Genomic DNA, 16,113 nt, shown 5'->3' on the forward strand with positions numbered 1-16,113 from the left:
TATTCTGGAAAAGGGACGTGCCGCGAGGTGCGTCCCTTTTTTCGTTTTAACCGTTCGGCCCCACCCCCGACCCCTCCCCTCTGGGGGAGGGGAGCCTGACGTAGAAAGTGTGCTGCTTATGCCGGTACCAGGTTGAAAGCGTACGTCTTGCCAGCACCGCATTTTGGCGATAGGTGCGGGTTTATTCTGTTTGCCGTAGGTTTGCGCTATATTCTTTAACCTTAAACACCGCTTTCCCATGAGCATCATTTCTCAGATTTACGCCCGGCAGATTTTTGATTCACGCGGCAATCCGACCATTGAGGTGGACGTGACCACCGAAAGCGGCGCCACGGGCCGCGCGGCGGTACCCAGCGGCGCCAGCACCGGCAAGCACGAGGCAGTGGAGCTGCGCGATGATGACAAGAGCATGTACATGGGCAAGGGCGTGCTCAAGGCCGTGGACAACGTCAACAACCGCATTGCCGAAGAGCTGGTGGGCTTCTCGGTGTACGAGCAGGCCCTGCTCGACAAGATTATGTGCGAGATGGACGGCACCAGCAACAAGGCCAACCTGGGCGCCAACGCCATTCTGGGCGTGAGCCTGGCCGCGGCCCGCGCCGCTGCTCAGGATGCCGGCATGCCGCTTTACCGCTACGTGGGCGGGGTGGGCGCTACCACGCTGCCCGTGCCCATGATGAACATCCTCAACGGGGGCTCGCACGCCGACAACTCCATCGACTTCCAGGAGTTCATGATTATGCCCGTGGGGGCGCCCTCATTCTCGGAGGCTCTGCGCTGGGGCTCGGAGATTTTCCACCACCTGAAAAACGTGCTGAAAAAGCAGGGCCTGAGCACCAACGTGGGCGACGAAGGCGGCTTTGCCCCCAACATCAAGTCGAACGAAGACGCCATCAAGATTGTGCTGCAGGCAGTTGAAACGGCCGGCTACCGCCCGGGGGAGGACGTTATGATTGCCATGGACGCTGCCGTATCGGAGTTCTATGAAAACGGCGTGTACCACTTCAAGAAGAGCACCGGCGACAAGCTGACTTCGGCCGAGATGGTGGACTACTGGGCTGACTGGACAAAGAAATACCCCATCATCAGCATTGAGGATGGCATGGACGAAGACGACTGGGCCGGCTGGAAGGCCCTGACCGAGCGCATCGGCAGCACCACGCAGCTGGTGGGCGACGACCTGTTTGTAACCAACGTGAGCCGCCTGCAGCGCGGCATTGATGAGCAGATTGCCAACGCCATCCTCATCAAGGTAAACCAGATTGGTACGCTCACCGAGACCATCGATGCCATCAACCTGGGCCGCCGCAACGGCTACAAGAGCATCATGAGCCACCGCTCGGGCGAAACCGAGGACAACACCATCGCCGACCTGGCCGTGGCCCTGAACACCGGCCAGATTAAGACCGGCTCCGCCTCGCGCTCCGACCGCATGGCCAAGTACAACCAGCTGCTCCGCATTGAAGAAGAGCTGGGCGAAATCGCCTACTATCCGGGTCGGAAGATGTAATTTTAGTGCGTGGTGCCTAGTGCGTGGTGCTTGGTCTGTCCGAAAAACAGCTATTCATTAAGCACCAGGCCCCAAGTACTAATCACTAAGAACCTATGCAACTGCCCTCGTTTATCTCACCGCTGCTGCGCGTGGTGCGCAGCTTTTACTTTCTCACCGGGGTAAGCTTCCTGGTGTGGATGCTGGTGTTTGACTCCAACGATTTGGGCAAGCAGTTTGAGATTTACCGGAAGTGGCAGGAGCTGCGCAGCGAGAAGCAGTACTACCTCGACAACATTGAGGTAGTGAAGCGGGACCGGGCCGAGCTGATGAGCAGCCCGGCGCTGCTGGAGAAGTTTGCCCGGGAGCGCTACCTGATGAAGCGGCCGGGCGAAGATGTGTTCGTGCTGGTGCCGCAGGAGGAGGAATAGAAGAGTTTTCTTTAGTTAAAAGTTGAGAGTTAAAAGTTAAAAACCAGACGGCTTTTAACTTTTAACTCTCAACTTTTAACTGCCTATCCTAAGCGCTGGCCCGTATCGCCACTATTTAAAACTAAACCCTATACATGAGAAACTGGACGGTTGCAACGCTGCTGGCGCTGATGAGCTGGGGTCTGGTATCGGGGCAAACCCGCCCGCAGCGGCCGATTTCCCAGGTGCAGGTGGCGCGGCAGTTTCTGCTGGCGGTGCTGCGCGGCGACTATAAGTCGGCCTACGGGCGGCTGGCCCCGGAAGTGCGGCAGGGCATGAGTATTACCAGATTTCAGGCCGCGGCGCGGCCCTTGTATGCGCGGGGGCAGCAGCGCGGTACCGCCATCGAGCTGTACAAGCTGGGGTTTTTTCTCATGGAAACCGGCGGCAGCAAGGGCTTCGTGGCCTTTTCTTTCCCCGCCGACTCTATGCTGAAGCACCCACCGGAATGGCTGGAAGTAACGTTTCGGGATACGACGACGCGGCAGGTGCTGGGCTTTCAGCTATACCGGCCGAAGCGGTAAGCGCTTATGCCTGGCTTATATTTAGCGCTTGTAGTGGATGCCACTCAGTAATCCAACGATTGGAGCTGATGAAGCATGGGCTGCAAAAAATGCTCTATCCAGGTTAAGTAGCTGATGAAAAACAAACAAATACTCTTTGTAGGCTTACTGCTTACAGCAGCCTGTACCAAAAAAACAGTGGAGCCAGACAAGCCAGAGCCGCGCCTGGAAGGGCGCTGGCAGGAAAGCAGCCACCTGATAACGCGCTACGATGCAGCCGGCAACATTGTGTCGCAGGATGTAGACATTCTACAAGGCTACTACATGGTGCTGACGAAAGACTCGCTGCATTATCGCACAACAAGTGACCATTCTTCGCTGGGCAGTGACCATTATGTGCGGCAGGGCAATGTGCTGCAGTTTGGCCGGGGACGTATCAGCCCCGTTATAACCACCCTTACAGAGCATGCTCTTTCGTTACGCTTCCGTCAGCCAGCAGCTACACCAGGCGGTGGCTATATAGATTCCGAAGACCGGTACACCCACTAGCGAGAAGGCTGGCCGGCGCGCCCGGAATAAGCTATGCATTCAGAAAGAGAAGAGGCGGGGCCAGGCCGCGCAAGATGTCATTCCGGCTAGCATTGCAGCGGGTGGAGCACTACGGGCACAGGCTTATGTACCAGGGCACAGAATGCTTTGCTGCTAAGCCCGGCAGCTGGCGCAGTAAGCGCTATGGCAGGCAGATTTTTCCCAGGCTGAGCTCAGGGCTGCCTGCTATGGTTTCGTTGGCCAGCACCGCAAACAGCACCGCTTCCTTGGCATCGGCAGGAATGCCAAGCGTGTCGGTGGTGGCAAATGAAGCGTGGGGCATATAACGCTGCAATGCCCGCTGCAGCGAGGCGTTGTGGCTTCCCCCACCGCTGACGAACACCTTCACCGGAGCAGCCAAGGCAGTGGCCAGGCATTGCTGAGCAGCCTGGGCTATGCTTGCGGCGGTGAGCTCCACCAGGGTAGCCAGTAAGTCGTGAGGGGCTAAATCTGTGGTAGCGCTACGCTGTTGAGCTGCCCGCAGGTAAGCGAGATTGAACAGCTCCGGGCCGGTTGTCTTGGGCAGGGGAGCGGCGAAGAAAGGATGATGCAGCAGCTTTTGCAGCAGGCCCGGATGGGGCTGGCCCCGGGCGGCCAGTGCGCCGTTTTCGTCGTAGCTCAGACCTGGGAACTGCTCGCGCGTAACCGCGTCGAGCAAGGTATTGGCAGGGCCGGTATCGGTGGTGAGCGGATGTCCCGGGTGGGCCTGCGCGGGCAGGAAAGTGAAGTTGGCAATGCCGCCAAGGTTGAGCAGCAGGCGGTGCTCGCCGGCCTTGGAGAAGAGCAGCTTATCGGCATAGCCCGCCAGAGGAGCGCCTTCGTAGCCGTGGGCTACGTGTTTCTGGCGGAAGTCGGCCACGGTAATAATGCCAGTGAGGGCAGCGAGGTGGTCGCCGTCGCCAATCTGCAGCGTGGCGTGGTGGGCAAATTCCGGGCGCTGGTGCTGATGCTGCGGGGCATGCCAGATGGTTTGGCCGTGGCTGGCCAGCAGGTCAATCTCAGCGGGCGAGATACGCCAGGACTGCAGGCATTGCCCAACTGAAGTAGCATGGTAGCGGGCCACCGCGGCGTGAAGCAGCGTCAGCGCCTCCAGGGAAACGGTAGGCTGGGATATATCACGCAGCTGCCGCCGGAACCCAGCCGGGTAGGGGAGGGTGGTGAACTGCTCTAGCTGTACCTGCAGGGTGCTCCCGTGGCCATGGCAGCTACACAGGGCCACGTCGAGGCCATCCAGGGAGGTGCCCGACATCAGGCCGATGATGCGGCGGCTGGGGCGTTGGGCAATGGCTACAAGTCGGGCAAGTGAAGGATTCACGGGGTTAGGTCTTAGGTCTTAGAAATTAAGCCACGGTTTGGCTTGCTGCAGGCACACCAGATGAGAACGATGTCAGCTGATGATTTTCGCTGATGTCCAACAGCATATAAGCTCTAATCCCTAAAGCCTGGGCCCTGCCACTCAGGTCGGGTTGGTTAGTGGCTCCAGGCGGGGGGCGCGCTGGTAGTAGCGCTGCAGGCCCACGGCCAGCCAAAAGAGCACGATAACGCGCGGCTCCTGCCAGAAGTCCTGCGTGAGGGAGTGCAGCAAGAAAAACAGGAAGTATACCGTGAAGCCAATCTGCACCGGCGTCGCCCGCCAGCGGAAGGCCCAGCGCAGCTGCCGCACCACGAGGTAGCCCAGCAGCAGCAGGCCGGTCAGAAAGCCCAGGGTACCCGTCTCGGCCAGCCAGGTGAGGTAAAGGTTGTGGGAGTTCATGCGCCGCAGGGTGGTGTAGTAGGTAGGATGGGTGGGCGAGCTGCGTACAAACTCCAGGTAGCTGTCGGGGAAAGTGCCTGGCCCGGCGCCTTCCATGGGGTCGTGCTGGTAAAGCTCCAGGCTGTAGAGCCAGCGGTTCAGGCGCTCGGCGTTGGATTCATTGGCCGATGAAAAGTCGCCCAAGGAGCCCAGCTCCTTCATAAGGTCGGTGTTGTTGAGCAGGCGCGAGGTATCGGGATAAGCAAGGTTGAGCGCATGCCAGGAGCCTAGAATTGCGACGCCGGCTACGGCCCAGGGCAGCAGCAGACGGCGGCCGGCCGGCCAGCCGGCATAAGCCAGCAGCAGCAGCGCCTGGGCCAGCAACGACACGTACGAAGCCCGGGAGTACGAAAAGGCCACCACCATGAGCACCACGGTGAGCAAGGCCGTGGTGAGGATACGGCCACGCAGCTGCTGGGCCTGGGGTACGTAGAGCAGGGCCAGGTTTAGCAGCAGCACCAGGGGTTCCAGCAATACGGTCAGGTTGGTGTGGCCGTGCTCCAGAAAGGGCCTGGCTACTATGTAAGACAAGCTGTAGGAAATGCCAAACCGGGTATGAACGGCCAGCACGTACAGGGCAAGCAGGGCTGTGCCTAGTCCCAGGGAGGCCAGAGCCCGCAGCCATTCCGTGCGCTGCAATACCAGTACCCGGGGCACGGCGTAGCCAAAGGTGACATACAGCACCAGGGTAGCAAAGTACTTGCCCGATACAACGACGTCGTTGGAAAAAACCGTCGCCACAAACAGGGCCCCGAAGTGCAGGCCAATGAGCTTATCCAGGCGGTGGCTACGCCGGGGGGGCGTTACCCAGCCGCCCAGCAGGCCCAGCAGCAGCACGCCCACTGTGAGCACCATCAGGGGCTCCGAGACCAGCATGAGGCCAAAGTGCCAGCGGTGGGAAAACCAGTTTACGGACAAAGGAACGCTGGCCAGGGAAACGTAGAAAAGCAGCAGCAGCAGCGAGCGAAAGCGCGGGGAGGACGTGGAGGGGGAAGAGTCGTCCGATAAGGTAGAGTGCATGCGCATCAGCCGTTACCCGATTTTTTTGCCAGTCATGGCCTGTTTAATGGAAATGTTCATCACCCGCTCGGCATAGGGCCGCGTCAGCTCGTCGAGCTCGTCCATGGCTTTGAGAATGGGGTCGCGCTCGGAGCTGCTCAGGGAGTCGCGCAGCTTTTGCACCTGCGCGGCCGTGGCCGTCAGCTCGTCTGCGGTGAGGTGTTGCCGGTTTTTGGCGGTGAAGCCTTCCACCTGGTACAGCAGCTGCTCAGCGGCGGTGCGGGCTTCGATAACCAAGCGGGCGGCCACATCCTCCTTGGCGTGCATGAGCGAGTCCAGGAGCATGTCTTCCACCTGCTGGTCGGTAAGACCATACTGGGGCTTGATTTCCACCTGCTGGCGGGTGTTGGAGCGCAGCTCAATGGCTTCCACCTTCAGAATGCCGTCGGCGTTGAGCAGGAAGTTGACGTCGACCTTGGGCAGGCCGGCGGGCATGGCCGGGATGCCGCGCAGGGTAAACTCGCCCAGCTTGCGGTTCTGGCTTACCAAATCACGCTCGCCCTGGTACACGGCAATTTTCAGGTTTACCTGCCCATCTACGCTGGTGGTGTACTGCCGGCCGGCCTTGGTGGGTATCTTGGAGTTGCGCGGAATGATGGGGTCCATGAGCCCGCCCAGGGTTTCAATGCCCAGGGTGAGCGGCGTCACGTCGAGCAGCAGCACGTCGCGGCGGTTGCCGGCCAGAATGTCGGCCTGAATGGCCGCACCCAGGGCCACCACCTCGTCGGGGTTGAGGCTGTTGTTGGCCGGCTGGCCGAAGAACTCCGATACCGCTTCGTACACCAGCGGCACGCGGGTGGAGCCCCCTACCAGCAGCACGGCGTCGAGCTCAGTGCTCAGTTGTTGTTCTGGAAGCTTGGAGCCTGGAGCTTGCGGCTGGAGACTTATCCCGGCGTCCTGGACCGCGCGGCGGCAGGCGGCGATGGTGCGGTCTACCAGCGGGCGAATGAGCTGGTTGAACTCGGTTTTGCTGAGCGTGACGTGATACACCTGCTGGGTTTCGGTGCTCAGCTGGGTGGTAAAGTCCTCGTGCTGGCTGAGGTAGCGCTTGGCCATCTCGGCGGCCAGGCGCAGCTGCTGCTGCAGGTGGGGGTTGGTTTGGAAGCCGGCCGGCAGCTGGAAGGCCGTCAGCCAGTGGTCCACGATGGCGCGGTCGAAGTCGTCGCCGCCCAGGTAGGTGTCGCCGTTGGTGCTCAGCACCTCGAAGATGCCCTGCTGAATGCGCAGGATGCTGATGTCGAAGGTGCCGCCGCCGAGGTCGTACACGGCCACGGTCTTTTCCTCGTTGGGGTCGAGGCCGATGCCGTAAGCCAGGGCCGCCGCGGTGGGCTCGTTCACGATGCGCAGCACTTCGAGGCCGGCCAGGCGGCCGGCGTCGCGCGTGGCCTGGCGCTGGGAGTCGTTGAAATAAGCCGGCACGGTAATCACGGCCCGGTTGACGGGCGTTTTCAGGGCATGCTCGGCGCGGTGGCGCAGCTCTTTCAGGATTTCAGCCGACAGCTCGATGGGCGAGTAGAACCGGTCGCCCACCCTGATTTTCACCAGGCCCTCGCTGTTGTCGTCGATGACCTTATAGCCCAGCTGCCCGGCGTGGGCGCCCAGGTCGCGGTAGGACTTGCCCAGCAGGCGCTTCACCGAGTAGATGGTGTTCTGGGGCTCGGTGAGCAGGAATTCCTGGGCATCGGTCCCCACAATGGGGTCGGTGTCATCGGCAGGGAAGTGCACGATGGACGGCACGATGCTGCCCCGGCCCTGGTCGTTGATGGCCACGGGCTGGCGGTGCTCGGGGTGCACGTAGGCCACCAGGCTGTTGGTGGTGCCCAGGTCGATGCCGACGATGATTTCCTCCTGCTGGAGGCTGCCGGTGGCGAGGTTGATGGAAACTGTAGCCATAAAAAAACAGGCGCCGCGGTAAAGCGGCGCGACAAAGCAAGGTGAGGTGCTGAAAGCACAGTACAAAAGTAGCCACTAGCCGGCGCGAAGGCTCAACCTGAACAAACTGGGCGGCGCGGGAACTTTTTAAAAAAATAAACACCGGCCAGTCAATCCAAAAGTTGAGCTTGTCTCGTAAGGTTTGATACTGGCAGGTTTTCGAATCAGGTGCTGAAAATCAACATGTAGCTCCCGCCTACGGCAGCCTGCTCTTTAAACATTCTTTTCTTACCTCATTTCTCCCTTTACCATTTTCACATTTACTTATGAAAAACTTACTTACTAAGCCCCTTTTCCATGCGGCGCTCGTGGCAGCGTCGGTGGGCGGGATGCTGGCCTGGACCGGGCAGCACAACACGCTGGAGGCGTCCAGCCACCGCGAGGCTCCGCTGATTGCCGACGACCCGCTGGCTGACAACACCGACCTGTACGCGTTCCGCAGCCCCGACGCGGCGGCCAACGACGCCAATGCCACGGTGACCATTATCGCCAACTACATTCCGTTGGAGCTGCCCCAGGGCGGCCCCATCTACCACACCTTCGGCGAGAACGTTCGCTACGAAATCCACGTCAAGAACAATCCGACGACGACGGTCGACGACATTATCTACCGCTTCACCTTTACGCGGACCAACCAGGACCCCACCACTTTCTTCCGGATTCGCCTGGGCCAGGAAAACCTGAAGACGACCTACATGATGGAGGAGCTTCGGAACGGCATGAGTACCACGCTGGTACCCGCTGGAACTGGTATTGTGCCCCCGCCCAACGTTGGGCCGCGCTCCATTCGTGGCGCTGCAGGCCTGGGCGCCCCCAGCTACGAGTCGCTCATGGCCTCGGCCGTACGCACACTCGGCAACGGCATGAAAGTGTTTTGCGGCCCGGTTGATGACCCGTTCTTTGTGGACCTGGGTGCCATCTTCGACCTGGGTGGCGTACGCCCCCGGCAGAATGCTACCGGCTCGAACGCTGGCACCGCCCGCGATGGGGTAGCCCGCAAGAACACCCACGCCATTGCCATGCAGATTCCGGTGCGCCTGCTGCAGCGCACGGGCCAGAACCTGACGGCTACGACCAGCATCCTGGACGACAACTTTATCATTGGCGTGTGGGCCACGGCTAGCCGCCAAGCCCTGCGCACCATCAATGCCAACGGCACGCAGACCCACTCGGGCAACTACATTCAGGTGTCGCGCCTGGGCATGCCGCTCACCAACGAGGTAATTACGCCCATCGGCGACAAAGACCTGTGGAACACCGGCGACCCCTTCGGCATGGCACTGCCCGCCGCCGGCAGCCCCGAAGCCCGCTTTGCTGACCACCTGATGAACCCGGAGCTGGGCCTTTACATGGCTGAGGGCATGGCCAACGGCCAGACTTACTACGGCGCTGCCGTGCCCGGCCTGTCGCCGCTGCGCATTCAGAGCCGCTCGCTGGCCGGCCAGCCCGGCCTGCCGGCCAACGGCTTCGACTTCCGCAACGGCGCCGCTGGCCTCTCGGGCCTGGCTGGCTCTACCGCGGTAGCCGGCACGGCTCTGGCCCCTATTGCCCAGGGCGGCTTTGGCGAGTACCTGCTGCGCGCTGGCAAGCCCCGCTCGGTGGACCTGCTCCCCATCTTCCACACCGGCGTGCCGAACCTGCGTCCGTATCAGCTGGCTACCGGCAAAATGGGTAACCCCCTGGCGGCTGGCAAGCCCTTCATCAACAACTTCCTGCCCACGTTCGGCGACATGCTGCGCCTGAACATGGCCGTGCCCCCCACGCCCCGCAACTCGGCTGACTTCAACTCGATGGGCCTGCTGCACGCCGCCGTGCTGGGTCTGACCGATGCCCGCTTCAACACCTCGACCGCCATTCAGAACATCCCCAACATGGATGGCTTCCCCAATGGCCGCCGTCTGGAGGATGACGTAACCCGCATCGAGCTGCAAGCCGTAGGCGGCGTGGTACTGGCTGCTATCGGCCTGTGGTACGACGACTATACGCCCACCTCGACCAGCCCCGTAACGCCCCGCCTGGGTAGTGTACTGGGCTTCAGCACCAACGTGGAGAAAAACGACACCACGCTGCGCGCTGCTTTCCCCTACATGCAGACGCCCTGGAGCGGCACCAACGCCCAGCGCGAAGTTCTGTCGCAGCGCAGCGCCGCCCCCGGCCTGGGCCTGCAGCCCCAGCTGGCCGTAATGGAAGGCTACCCCAACCCTTTCGTGGGTAGCACCACCCTGCACTTCGACCTGAAGACCAACGCCAACCTGAGCATTGTAGTAAGCGACATGCTGGGCCGCCGCGTGGCTACCGTAGCTGCCGCCAAGAACTATCGGGCCGGCGAGCACGAAGTAACCTGGCGCCCGGGCAGCGACGTAGCCCCCGGCCAGTATATCGCCACACTGTACAGCGGCGCCACCGCCATACAGTCGGTACGCCTGGAGCGCCACTAAGCCCATTGGCTGATGGCCGCTGGCTAGTGGCCGATAGCTGAATAATAAAGAGCCGCCGGTTAGCCCTTTGCGGGTTGGCGGCGGCTCTTTTGTCAGTATTCCGTAAGATTATAGCTGTACAATTGGTTGTTTCTGGTTTCTGATTGGAACGACAACCAGAAACCAGAAACAAGCAACCAGAAACAAGAATTTAGCCACCAGAAACCTCCTTTCTACTGTGAGAAAATACCTATACCCAGCCTTACTACTCGTCTTTGCTGGCCTCGTGACGGCCATTGTCCTCTTCAAGCGTCCCGAGGCGGCCGCGCCCGGGCTGAAAGAGCGGAGCGGCTCGCTGGCCCTGGGAGGCGAGTGGCTGAATACTAAAAAGGCCATCCAAGGCCTGCAAGCCAACCTGCGGGCCCAGCCCAACGACCATAAAAGCCGCCTGCTGCTGGCCCAGGCTTACATGCAGGAAGCCCGCATCACCGGCGACCACCCGTACTATGACGCAGCAGCCATGGAGCTGCTCGAAACGGTACTGGAGGCCCAGCCCGACAATTTTGAGGCCCTGTGCTGCAAAGCCACGCTGTGCCTGACCCAGCACCACTTCTCGCAAGGCCTGGCTCTGGCCGAGCAGGCGCAGAAGCTCAACCCCAACAGCGGCTACGTGTATGGCCTGCTGACCGACGCCCACGTGGAGCTGGGGCACTATGACAAAGCCATTCAGATGGCCGACAAGATGAACCAGGTGCGGCCCGACCTGGCGGCCTACGCCCGGGTGAGCTACCTGCGCGAGATTCACGGCGACATTCCCGGTGCCATCGAGGCCATGGACATGGCCGTGAAAGCCGGCTACACCGGCCTGGAGCAAACCGAGTGGACCCGCGTGGCGCTGGGCCACCTCTATGAAATAAGCGGCGACCTGCCCAATGCCGAAGCCTGCTACCAGATGGCGCTGATGGCCCGGCCTTCCTACGCCTACGCCCTGGCCGGCCTGGGCCGCGTGGCCGCCGCCCGCAAGGACTACGCCACGGCCATCAAGCACTACAACGAGGCCCGCATCACAGTGCAGGACTATGCTTTCGCTGACGAGCTGGCCGACCTCTACCGCTTGAACAAGCAGCCCGCCGAGGCCGAGAAGATGGCGAAGAAGTCCATTTCCATGCTGGCCGACGCGGCCGAAGAAGCCGACGAGAACGAAGCCATGGGCCACTACGCCGACCGCGAGCTGGCCTATGCCTACCTCAAAACCAACGAGCTGGAAAAGGCCCTGACGCATGCGAAGATTGAGTACGAGCGCCGGCCCGATAACATCGACGTGAACGAAACCCTGGCCTGGGTGCACTACAAGCGCGGCGAGTTTGCCGAGGCGCAGAAGTACATGCAGGTGGCCCGCCGCACCAACTCCCAAAACCCCACCCTGCTGTGCCGGGCCGGCCTCATCATGGCCAAAAACGGCAAAGCCGCCGAAGGGCACGCCCTCATTGAGAAGGTGCTGACCAAAACGCCTTATCTCAGCCCCGAGCTGGCAGCCGAGGGCCACACCCTGCTGGCCGCCCGCTAGAAACCGTAGCGCGGAATTCCATTCCGCAGCAGCACCAACCTAAACCCAGGCGCGGAATGAAATTCCGCGTTACTGAAGCTTCTAAAATGAAGACCCAGCAGACACAACGCAGAACCTCAATGCGCTGGCAGCTAGCCGGCCTGCTGGGTGTGCTCCTGCTCCTGGCCAACCCTGCTGCTGCCCATGTGCTCGACGTGGACCTGAGTAAGCTGTCGCGCACTGAGATTTTCTGGACTTACCTGCAGCTGGGCTTCACGCATATTCTGCCGCTGGGCCTCGACCATATTCTGTTTGTGCTCAGCCTCTACATCCTCGAGCCGCGCCTTAAGCCGGTGCTGCTGCAGGCCACGGCTTTCACGGTGGCGCACTCCATCACGCTGGGCCTGGCCATGTACGGGCTGGTGAAGCCGCCGGCAGCCATTGTAGAGCCCATTATTGCCTTGTCTATCGTGTTTGTGGCCATCGAGAACATCATCACCGACAAGCTCAATCCCTGGCGCATGGCCATCGTGTTTGGGTTTGGGCTGGTGCACGGGCTGGGCTTTGCCAGTGCCCTCACCGGCCTGGGCCTACCCGAAAAAGACTACTTCGGCTCCCTGATTTCCTTTAACGTGGGCGTGGAGCTGGGGCAGGTAACTGTGATTCTGCTGGCCTGGGCATTGGTAGGCCGCTGGGCCGCCCACAAAGTGTGGTACAAGGCCCGGGTAGTAGTGCCGGTATCCGTAGTAATCGGCCTGATAGCCACTTACTGGACGGTAGAAAGAGTGTTTTTCGCTTAAGCTTCTAGTTGTCAGTTGCTCGTTGTCAGTTGTCAGCTCGTTCTGGCAAGGCCGCCATCAGAACAGCCTGACAACTAACAACTGACAACTAACAACCAACAACTGACAACCAACAACTAAAAAATGCTTCGCTCGCTGCTCGCCTTGCTGCTGCTGACCAACTACCTGCTGGTAGTGGGAGCCGGTATGTCGGCGCGGCCCGTGCGGGTGGTTGACCAGCCCTTTGCCTACAAGCACCGCCACGACTGCCAGCTGCGCAACACCCTGCGCGTGGCCTGCTTCGACGACTGCAACGGGCAGCAGTATGTGGTGGATGAAAAAGGCGAGCGGCAGCCCTTGCAGCACCTGCTGTCCACCTTAAAAAGCCTGGATGTACACTGCCTGCCCCCGGCAGTGCCAGCGGCCGGAGGCCCGCCCGCTGTTTTTCACCAGCCCGAGCCCAGGCGGGCCGTTATTGCCGTGGCCGTGCCGCCCGGCTATCAGGGAAAGATTGACTTGCCGCCCCGACGCGGGTAAGACCAGCGCAGGCTCCAGCCGGAGCCGCGCAATGCCGGCAGCCTGAGGCAGCCAGGCCCACTTGTCTTATCCGTTTCCCTCGTTGCCTGCCGCGCTGTGCGTCCGGGCAAGTCAACTTTTTCACACCATGAACATTCTGGTATTGCCACAACTGGCCGCAGCGGGAGCTGGGGCCGCTACAGGCCGTGTGCAGCTGCCCGCTACAACCGGGCTGGCTTTTTCCCACCCCGCTTTACAGGCGCTGCACGCCCGGCCGGGAGGCAGCAGGCTGCGGCCGGAGCAGCACCGTGCGCCGGCGCAGTACCGGGCGCAGCACCGCGCCCAGTGCCGCGCCCTGTGCTTGAGCAAGGCCAATTTCTAGCCCCGGGCTCGTTGCCGCCGGTAGCCAGGAAGTGGCCCGGCGGCAACATGGCGGCACTTCTCCTTATCTCTTACCAGAAAGCGAGGCCTGTGTGGGCACGCCTTCTCTCTTCCTTTCCTGGCAATGAAACCATCATCTACTACCTGCCGGCTCGGGCTATTGCTGCGTCAGGCCTTGATAGCTGGCCTGCTGCTGTGTGGGGCCCAGGCTTCCTGGGCCCAGGGCACGGCCACCCTGCGCGGCGCCGTAACCGATTCCCTTTCCGGCCAGCCGCTGCCGGGGCTGAGCGTGGCTTTTGAAGCCCAGCCCGGCGGCACGGCCACCGATGCCCGGGGCCAGTTCCGGCTGAGCGGGGTGGCCGCCGGCTCCTATATGCTGCGGGTAAGCGGCCTGGGCTACCGTAGCCAGCGCCTGCCCCTGACCCTGGCTGCCGGCGAAACCCGCACCCTTAACCTTGCGGTGCCCACGGCCGCGCTGAGCCTGGCCGAAGTAACCGTGCGCCAGCCCCAGGACCCCAACCAGAGCCTGGCGGCTATCAGCGGCATCGACCAGGCGCTGCGGCCGGTGAACTCGGCCCAGGACCTGCTGCGGCTGGTGCCGGGCTTGTTTATTGCCCAGCACGCGGGTGGCGGCAAGGCCGAGCAGATTTTCCTGCGCGGCTTCGATGTAGACCACGGCACCGACTTCGCCGTGAGCATCGATGGGCTGCCGGTGAACATGGTGAGCCACGCCCACGGCCAGGGCTACGCCGACTTTCACTTCGTGATACCCGAGACCGTGGAGCAGCTGCGGGTGTACAAGGGTCCTTACACTGCCCGCTTTGGTGACTTTGCCACGGCTGGCGCGGGCGAGTTCACCACCAAAACCCGGCTCGACCACAGCCAGGTAAAGCTGGAGCTGGGCCGCTTCGACACCCGCCGGGCCCTGGTGATGCTGGATTTGCTGGGCAACGAGCGGCACCTGCTGTCCAAGAAGCCGGAAAGCGCCTACCTGGCCGCCGAGTATAATTTCACCAACTCCTACTTCGACCAGGCCCAGCACTTCAAGCGCTTCAACGGCCTGGGCAAGTACACCGGCCAACTCACGGATAACACCTCGCTGACGCTGCTGGGCTCGCACTTCACCTCCAACTGGGATGCCAGCGGGCAGGTGCCCGAGCGCGCCATCGAGGCCGGCCTTATCTCGCGCTTCGGCAGCATAGACCCCAGCGAGGGCGGGCGCACCAGCCGCAGCAACGCCTCGGCCATACTGACCACGGTGCTGCCGCACGATGCCGTGCTGCGCCAGCAGGCCTACTACTCGCGCTACCGCTTCAACCTGTTTTCCAACTTCACCTTCTTCAAGGAAAACCCCGAGCAGGGCGACGCCATTCAGCAGAGCGACGACCGGCACATCGTCGGCTACACCGGCACCTACGACCGGGAGGGGCAGCTGGCCGGCCGCGCCCTGCACAGCACCTTCGGCCTGGGTACGCGCATCGATGCTACCGACGTGGCCCTGCTCAACGCCGTGCAGCGCAGCGTGACCGACACCGTTATTACCGGCCGCGTAAACCAGCAGAACCTGCACGCCTACCTCGACGAAACCCTGGCCCTGACCGAGCGCCTCACCCTGAACGCCGCGCTGCGGGCCGACCTGTTTCTGTACCGCTTCCGCGAAGACCGGAACCCGGAGCTGTCGGGCCGCGCCACAGCCGGCCGCGTCAGCCCCAAGCTGAACCTGTACTACCAGCTCACGCCGGCTGTGCAGCTGTTTGCCCGCTCGGGCTTCGGCTTTCATTCCAACGACGCCCGCGGCGTGGTGCGCGACCCCGGCGCTAATGTGCTGCCCCGGGCCCTGGGCTACGAGCTGGGCAGCACCTTCAAGCCCCTGCCCAACCTGGTGGTGAATGCCGCGCTGTGGGCCCTGCACCTGCAAAACGAGCTGGTGTACGTGGGCGACGAAGGTACCACGGAGAATGCCGGCCGCACCCGCCGCGTAGGCGCCGACCTGGCTTTCCGCTACCAGCTCAGCCGCGCCGTGTTTGCCGACGTAGACCTGAACTACAACCACGGCCGCCTGCAGGACGCCCCCGATGGCGAGAACTTTATTCCGCTGGCCCCGCGCTTCACCAGCACCGGCGGCCTTACCCTGAAGCAGCCCGGCGGCCTGTGTGCCAGCCTGCGCTACCGCCACATCGACACCCGCCCGGCCAATGAAGACGGCAGCATCGAAGCCAAAGGCTACTTCCTGCTCGACGCCGTGCTCAGCTACACCACCGGCCGCTTCCAGGTAGGGGCCACCGCCGAAAACCTGCTCAACGTGAAGTGGAACGAAGCCCAGTTTGCCACCGACAGCCAGCTGCGCGGCGAAGCCAGCTCGGTAGATGAGCTGCACTTCACGCCGGGCACGCCGTTTTACTTTAAGCTGAATGCCAGCGTGTTTTTTTGAGTCAGGCGTAGCGCCCTTGAGTTAGTTAAAAGTTAAAAGTGAAGAGTGAAAAGGCAGAACGTCTTTTCACTCTTCACTTTTAACTTTTAACTTTTAACTTAATAAAGTGAAGCCCTGGGGCTCCTGGCCTTAATAAGCACGAACTCCTTGCTTGTTTCCCAAGCTTCTCAGCTTGTGCAGCGGCTCAACACTTGCTGCCGGTGGCCGTAC

At 61.8% G+C, this 16,113-nt stretch carries 13 protein-coding genes; 10 read left to right on the forward strand and 3 right to left on the reverse strand.

From position 1 onward, the window contains the following. Positions 1-238 precede the first annotated feature (238 nt). The 4 genes from eno to ABD919_RS02330 all read left to right on the forward strand — a co-directional run bounded on the left by eno (position 239) and on the right by ABD919_RS02330 (position 3,011). Positions 239-1,510 (forward strand): phosphopyruvate hydratase, encoded by a 1,272-nt coding sequence (eno, locus tag ABD919_RS02315; RefSeq protein WP_345233402.1) that lies wholly within the window; start codon positions 239-241, stop codon positions 1,508-1,510. Between the two features lie 95 nt (positions 1,511-1,605). Continuing rightward, positions 1,606-1,920: an FtsB family cell division protein gene (locus tag ABD919_RS02320; RefSeq protein ID WP_345233403.1), complete on the forward strand. Its 315-nt coding sequence runs from the start codon at positions 1,606-1,608 to the stop codon at positions 1,918-1,920. A gap of 134 nt (positions 1,921-2,054) precedes the next feature. Continuing rightward, the gene (locus ABD919_RS02325; protein WP_345233405.1) at positions 2,055-2,483 is read left to right on the forward strand and encodes a hypothetical protein; all 429 of its coding nucleotides are present in this window, start codon (positions 2,055-2,057) and stop codon (positions 2,481-2,483) included. 114 nt (positions 2,484-2,597) lie between these two features. After that, positions 2,598-3,011 carry a hypothetical protein gene (locus ABD919_RS02330; protein WP_345233407.1) on the forward strand — a complete coding sequence of 138 codons (414 nt, stop codon included), beginning with the start codon at positions 2,598-2,600 and terminating at the stop codon, positions 3,009-3,011. Between the two features lie 181 nt (positions 3,012-3,192). Here the strand turns inward: ABD919_RS02330 and ABD919_RS02335 are convergent, their stop codons facing one another. From ABD919_RS02335 to hscA, 3 genes are all read right to left on the reverse strand, one after another. Continuing rightward, positions 3,193-4,365 (reverse strand): anhydro-N-acetylmuramic acid kinase, encoded by a 1,173-nt coding sequence (locus tag ABD919_RS02335; RefSeq protein ID WP_345233409.1) that lies wholly within the window; start codon positions 4,363-4,365, stop codon positions 3,193-3,195. A 141-nt stretch (positions 4,366-4,506) separates the two neighbouring features. After that, a complete protein-coding gene (locus ABD919_RS02340; RefSeq protein ID WP_345233410.1) occupies positions 4,507-5,862 on the reverse strand; it encodes an O-antigen ligase family protein in 1,356 nt (451 codons plus the stop codon). 12 nt (positions 5,863-5,874) lie between these two features. Beyond that, positions 5,875-7,794, reverse strand: a complete 1,920-nt coding sequence (gene hscA, locus ABD919_RS02345; protein WP_345233412.1) for a Fe-S protein assembly chaperone HscA — start codon at positions 7,792-7,794, stop codon at positions 5,875-5,877. 305 nt (positions 7,795-8,099) lie between these two features. On the opposite strand from hscA, the gene ABD919_RS02350 reads away from it, so the two are divergent. The 6 genes from ABD919_RS02350 to ABD919_RS02375 all read left to right on the forward strand — a co-directional run bounded on the left by ABD919_RS02350 (position 8,100) and on the right by ABD919_RS02375 (position 15,903). Then, positions 8,100-10,271 (forward strand): DUF4331 family protein, encoded by a 2,172-nt coding sequence (locus ABD919_RS02350; RefSeq protein WP_345233414.1) that lies wholly within the window; start codon positions 8,100-8,102, stop codon positions 10,269-10,271. 217 nt (positions 10,272-10,488) lie between these two features. Further along, positions 10,489-11,817 (forward strand): tetratricopeptide repeat protein, encoded by a 1,329-nt coding sequence (locus tag ABD919_RS02355; RefSeq protein WP_345233416.1) that lies wholly within the window; start codon positions 10,489-10,491, stop codon positions 11,815-11,817. Between the two features lie 119 nt (positions 11,818-11,936). Continuing rightward, positions 11,937-12,596, forward strand: a complete 660-nt coding sequence (locus ABD919_RS02360; RefSeq protein WP_345233418.1) for a HupE/UreJ family protein — start codon at positions 11,937-11,939, stop codon at positions 12,594-12,596. A gap of 123 nt (positions 12,597-12,719) precedes the next feature. Next, entirely contained in the window at positions 12,720-13,112 is a 393-nt protein-coding gene (locus tag ABD919_RS02365; RefSeq protein WP_345233420.1) for a hypothetical protein, read from the forward strand. Between the two features lie 127 nt (positions 13,113-13,239). Then, on the forward strand, positions 13,240-13,473 hold the full coding sequence (locus tag ABD919_RS02370) for a hypothetical protein (RefSeq protein ID WP_345233422.1): 234 nt from the start codon (positions 13,240-13,242) through the stop codon (positions 13,471-13,473). Between the two features lie 123 nt (positions 13,474-13,596). After that, a complete protein-coding gene (locus ABD919_RS02375) occupies positions 13,597-15,903 on the forward strand; it encodes a TonB-dependent receptor (RefSeq protein ID WP_345233424.1) in 2,307 nt (768 codons plus the stop codon). The last annotated feature ends 210 nt before the right edge of the window (positions 15,904-16,113 follow it).

This window comes from Hymenobacter saemangeumensis (assembly GCF_039541835.1).
GTDB classification, from domain to species: domain Bacteria; phylum Bacteroidota; class Bacteroidia; order Cytophagales; family Hymenobacteraceae; genus Hymenobacter; species Hymenobacter saemangeumensis.

Excerpts from the sequence above, each read along its gene's own strand:
- eno (WP_345233402.1), top strand. The coding sequence starts at position 239 with ATGAGCATCATTTCTCAGATTTACGCCCGGCAGATTTTTGATTCACGC.
- ABD919_RS02320 (WP_345233403.1), top strand. The coding sequence starts at position 1,606 with ATGCAACTGCCCTCGTTTATCTCACCGCTGCTGCGCGTGGTGCGCAGC.
- ABD919_RS02325 (WP_345233405.1), top strand. The coding sequence starts at position 2,055 with ATGAGAAACTGGACGGTTGCAACGCTGCTGGCGCTGATGAGCTGGGGT.
- ABD919_RS02330 (WP_345233407.1), top strand. The coding sequence starts at position 2,598 with ATGAAAAACAAACAAATACTCTTTGTAGGCTTACTGCTTACAGCAGCC.
- ABD919_RS02340 (WP_345233410.1), bottom strand. The coding sequence starts at position 5,862 with ATGCACTCTACCTTATCGGACGACTCTTCCCCCTCCACGTCCTCCCCG.
- hscA (WP_345233412.1), bottom strand. The coding sequence starts at position 7,794 with ATGGCTACAGTTTCCATCAACCTCGCCACCGGCAGCCTCCAGCAGGAG.
- ABD919_RS02350 (WP_345233414.1), top strand. The coding sequence starts at position 8,100 with ATGAAAAACTTACTTACTAAGCCCCTTTTCCATGCGGCGCTCGTGGCA.
- ABD919_RS02360 (WP_345233418.1), top strand. The coding sequence starts at position 11,937 with ATGCGCTGGCAGCTAGCCGGCCTGCTGGGTGTGCTCCTGCTCCTGGCC.
- ABD919_RS02365 (WP_345233420.1), top strand. The coding sequence starts at position 12,720 with ATGCTTCGCTCGCTGCTCGCCTTGCTGCTGCTGACCAACTACCTGCTG.
- ABD919_RS02370 (WP_345233422.1), top strand. The coding sequence starts at position 13,240 with ATGAACATTCTGGTATTGCCACAACTGGCCGCAGCGGGAGCTGGGGCC.
- ABD919_RS02375 (WP_345233424.1), top strand. The coding sequence starts at position 13,597 with ATGAAACCATCATCTACTACCTGCCGGCTCGGGCTATTGCTGCGTCAG.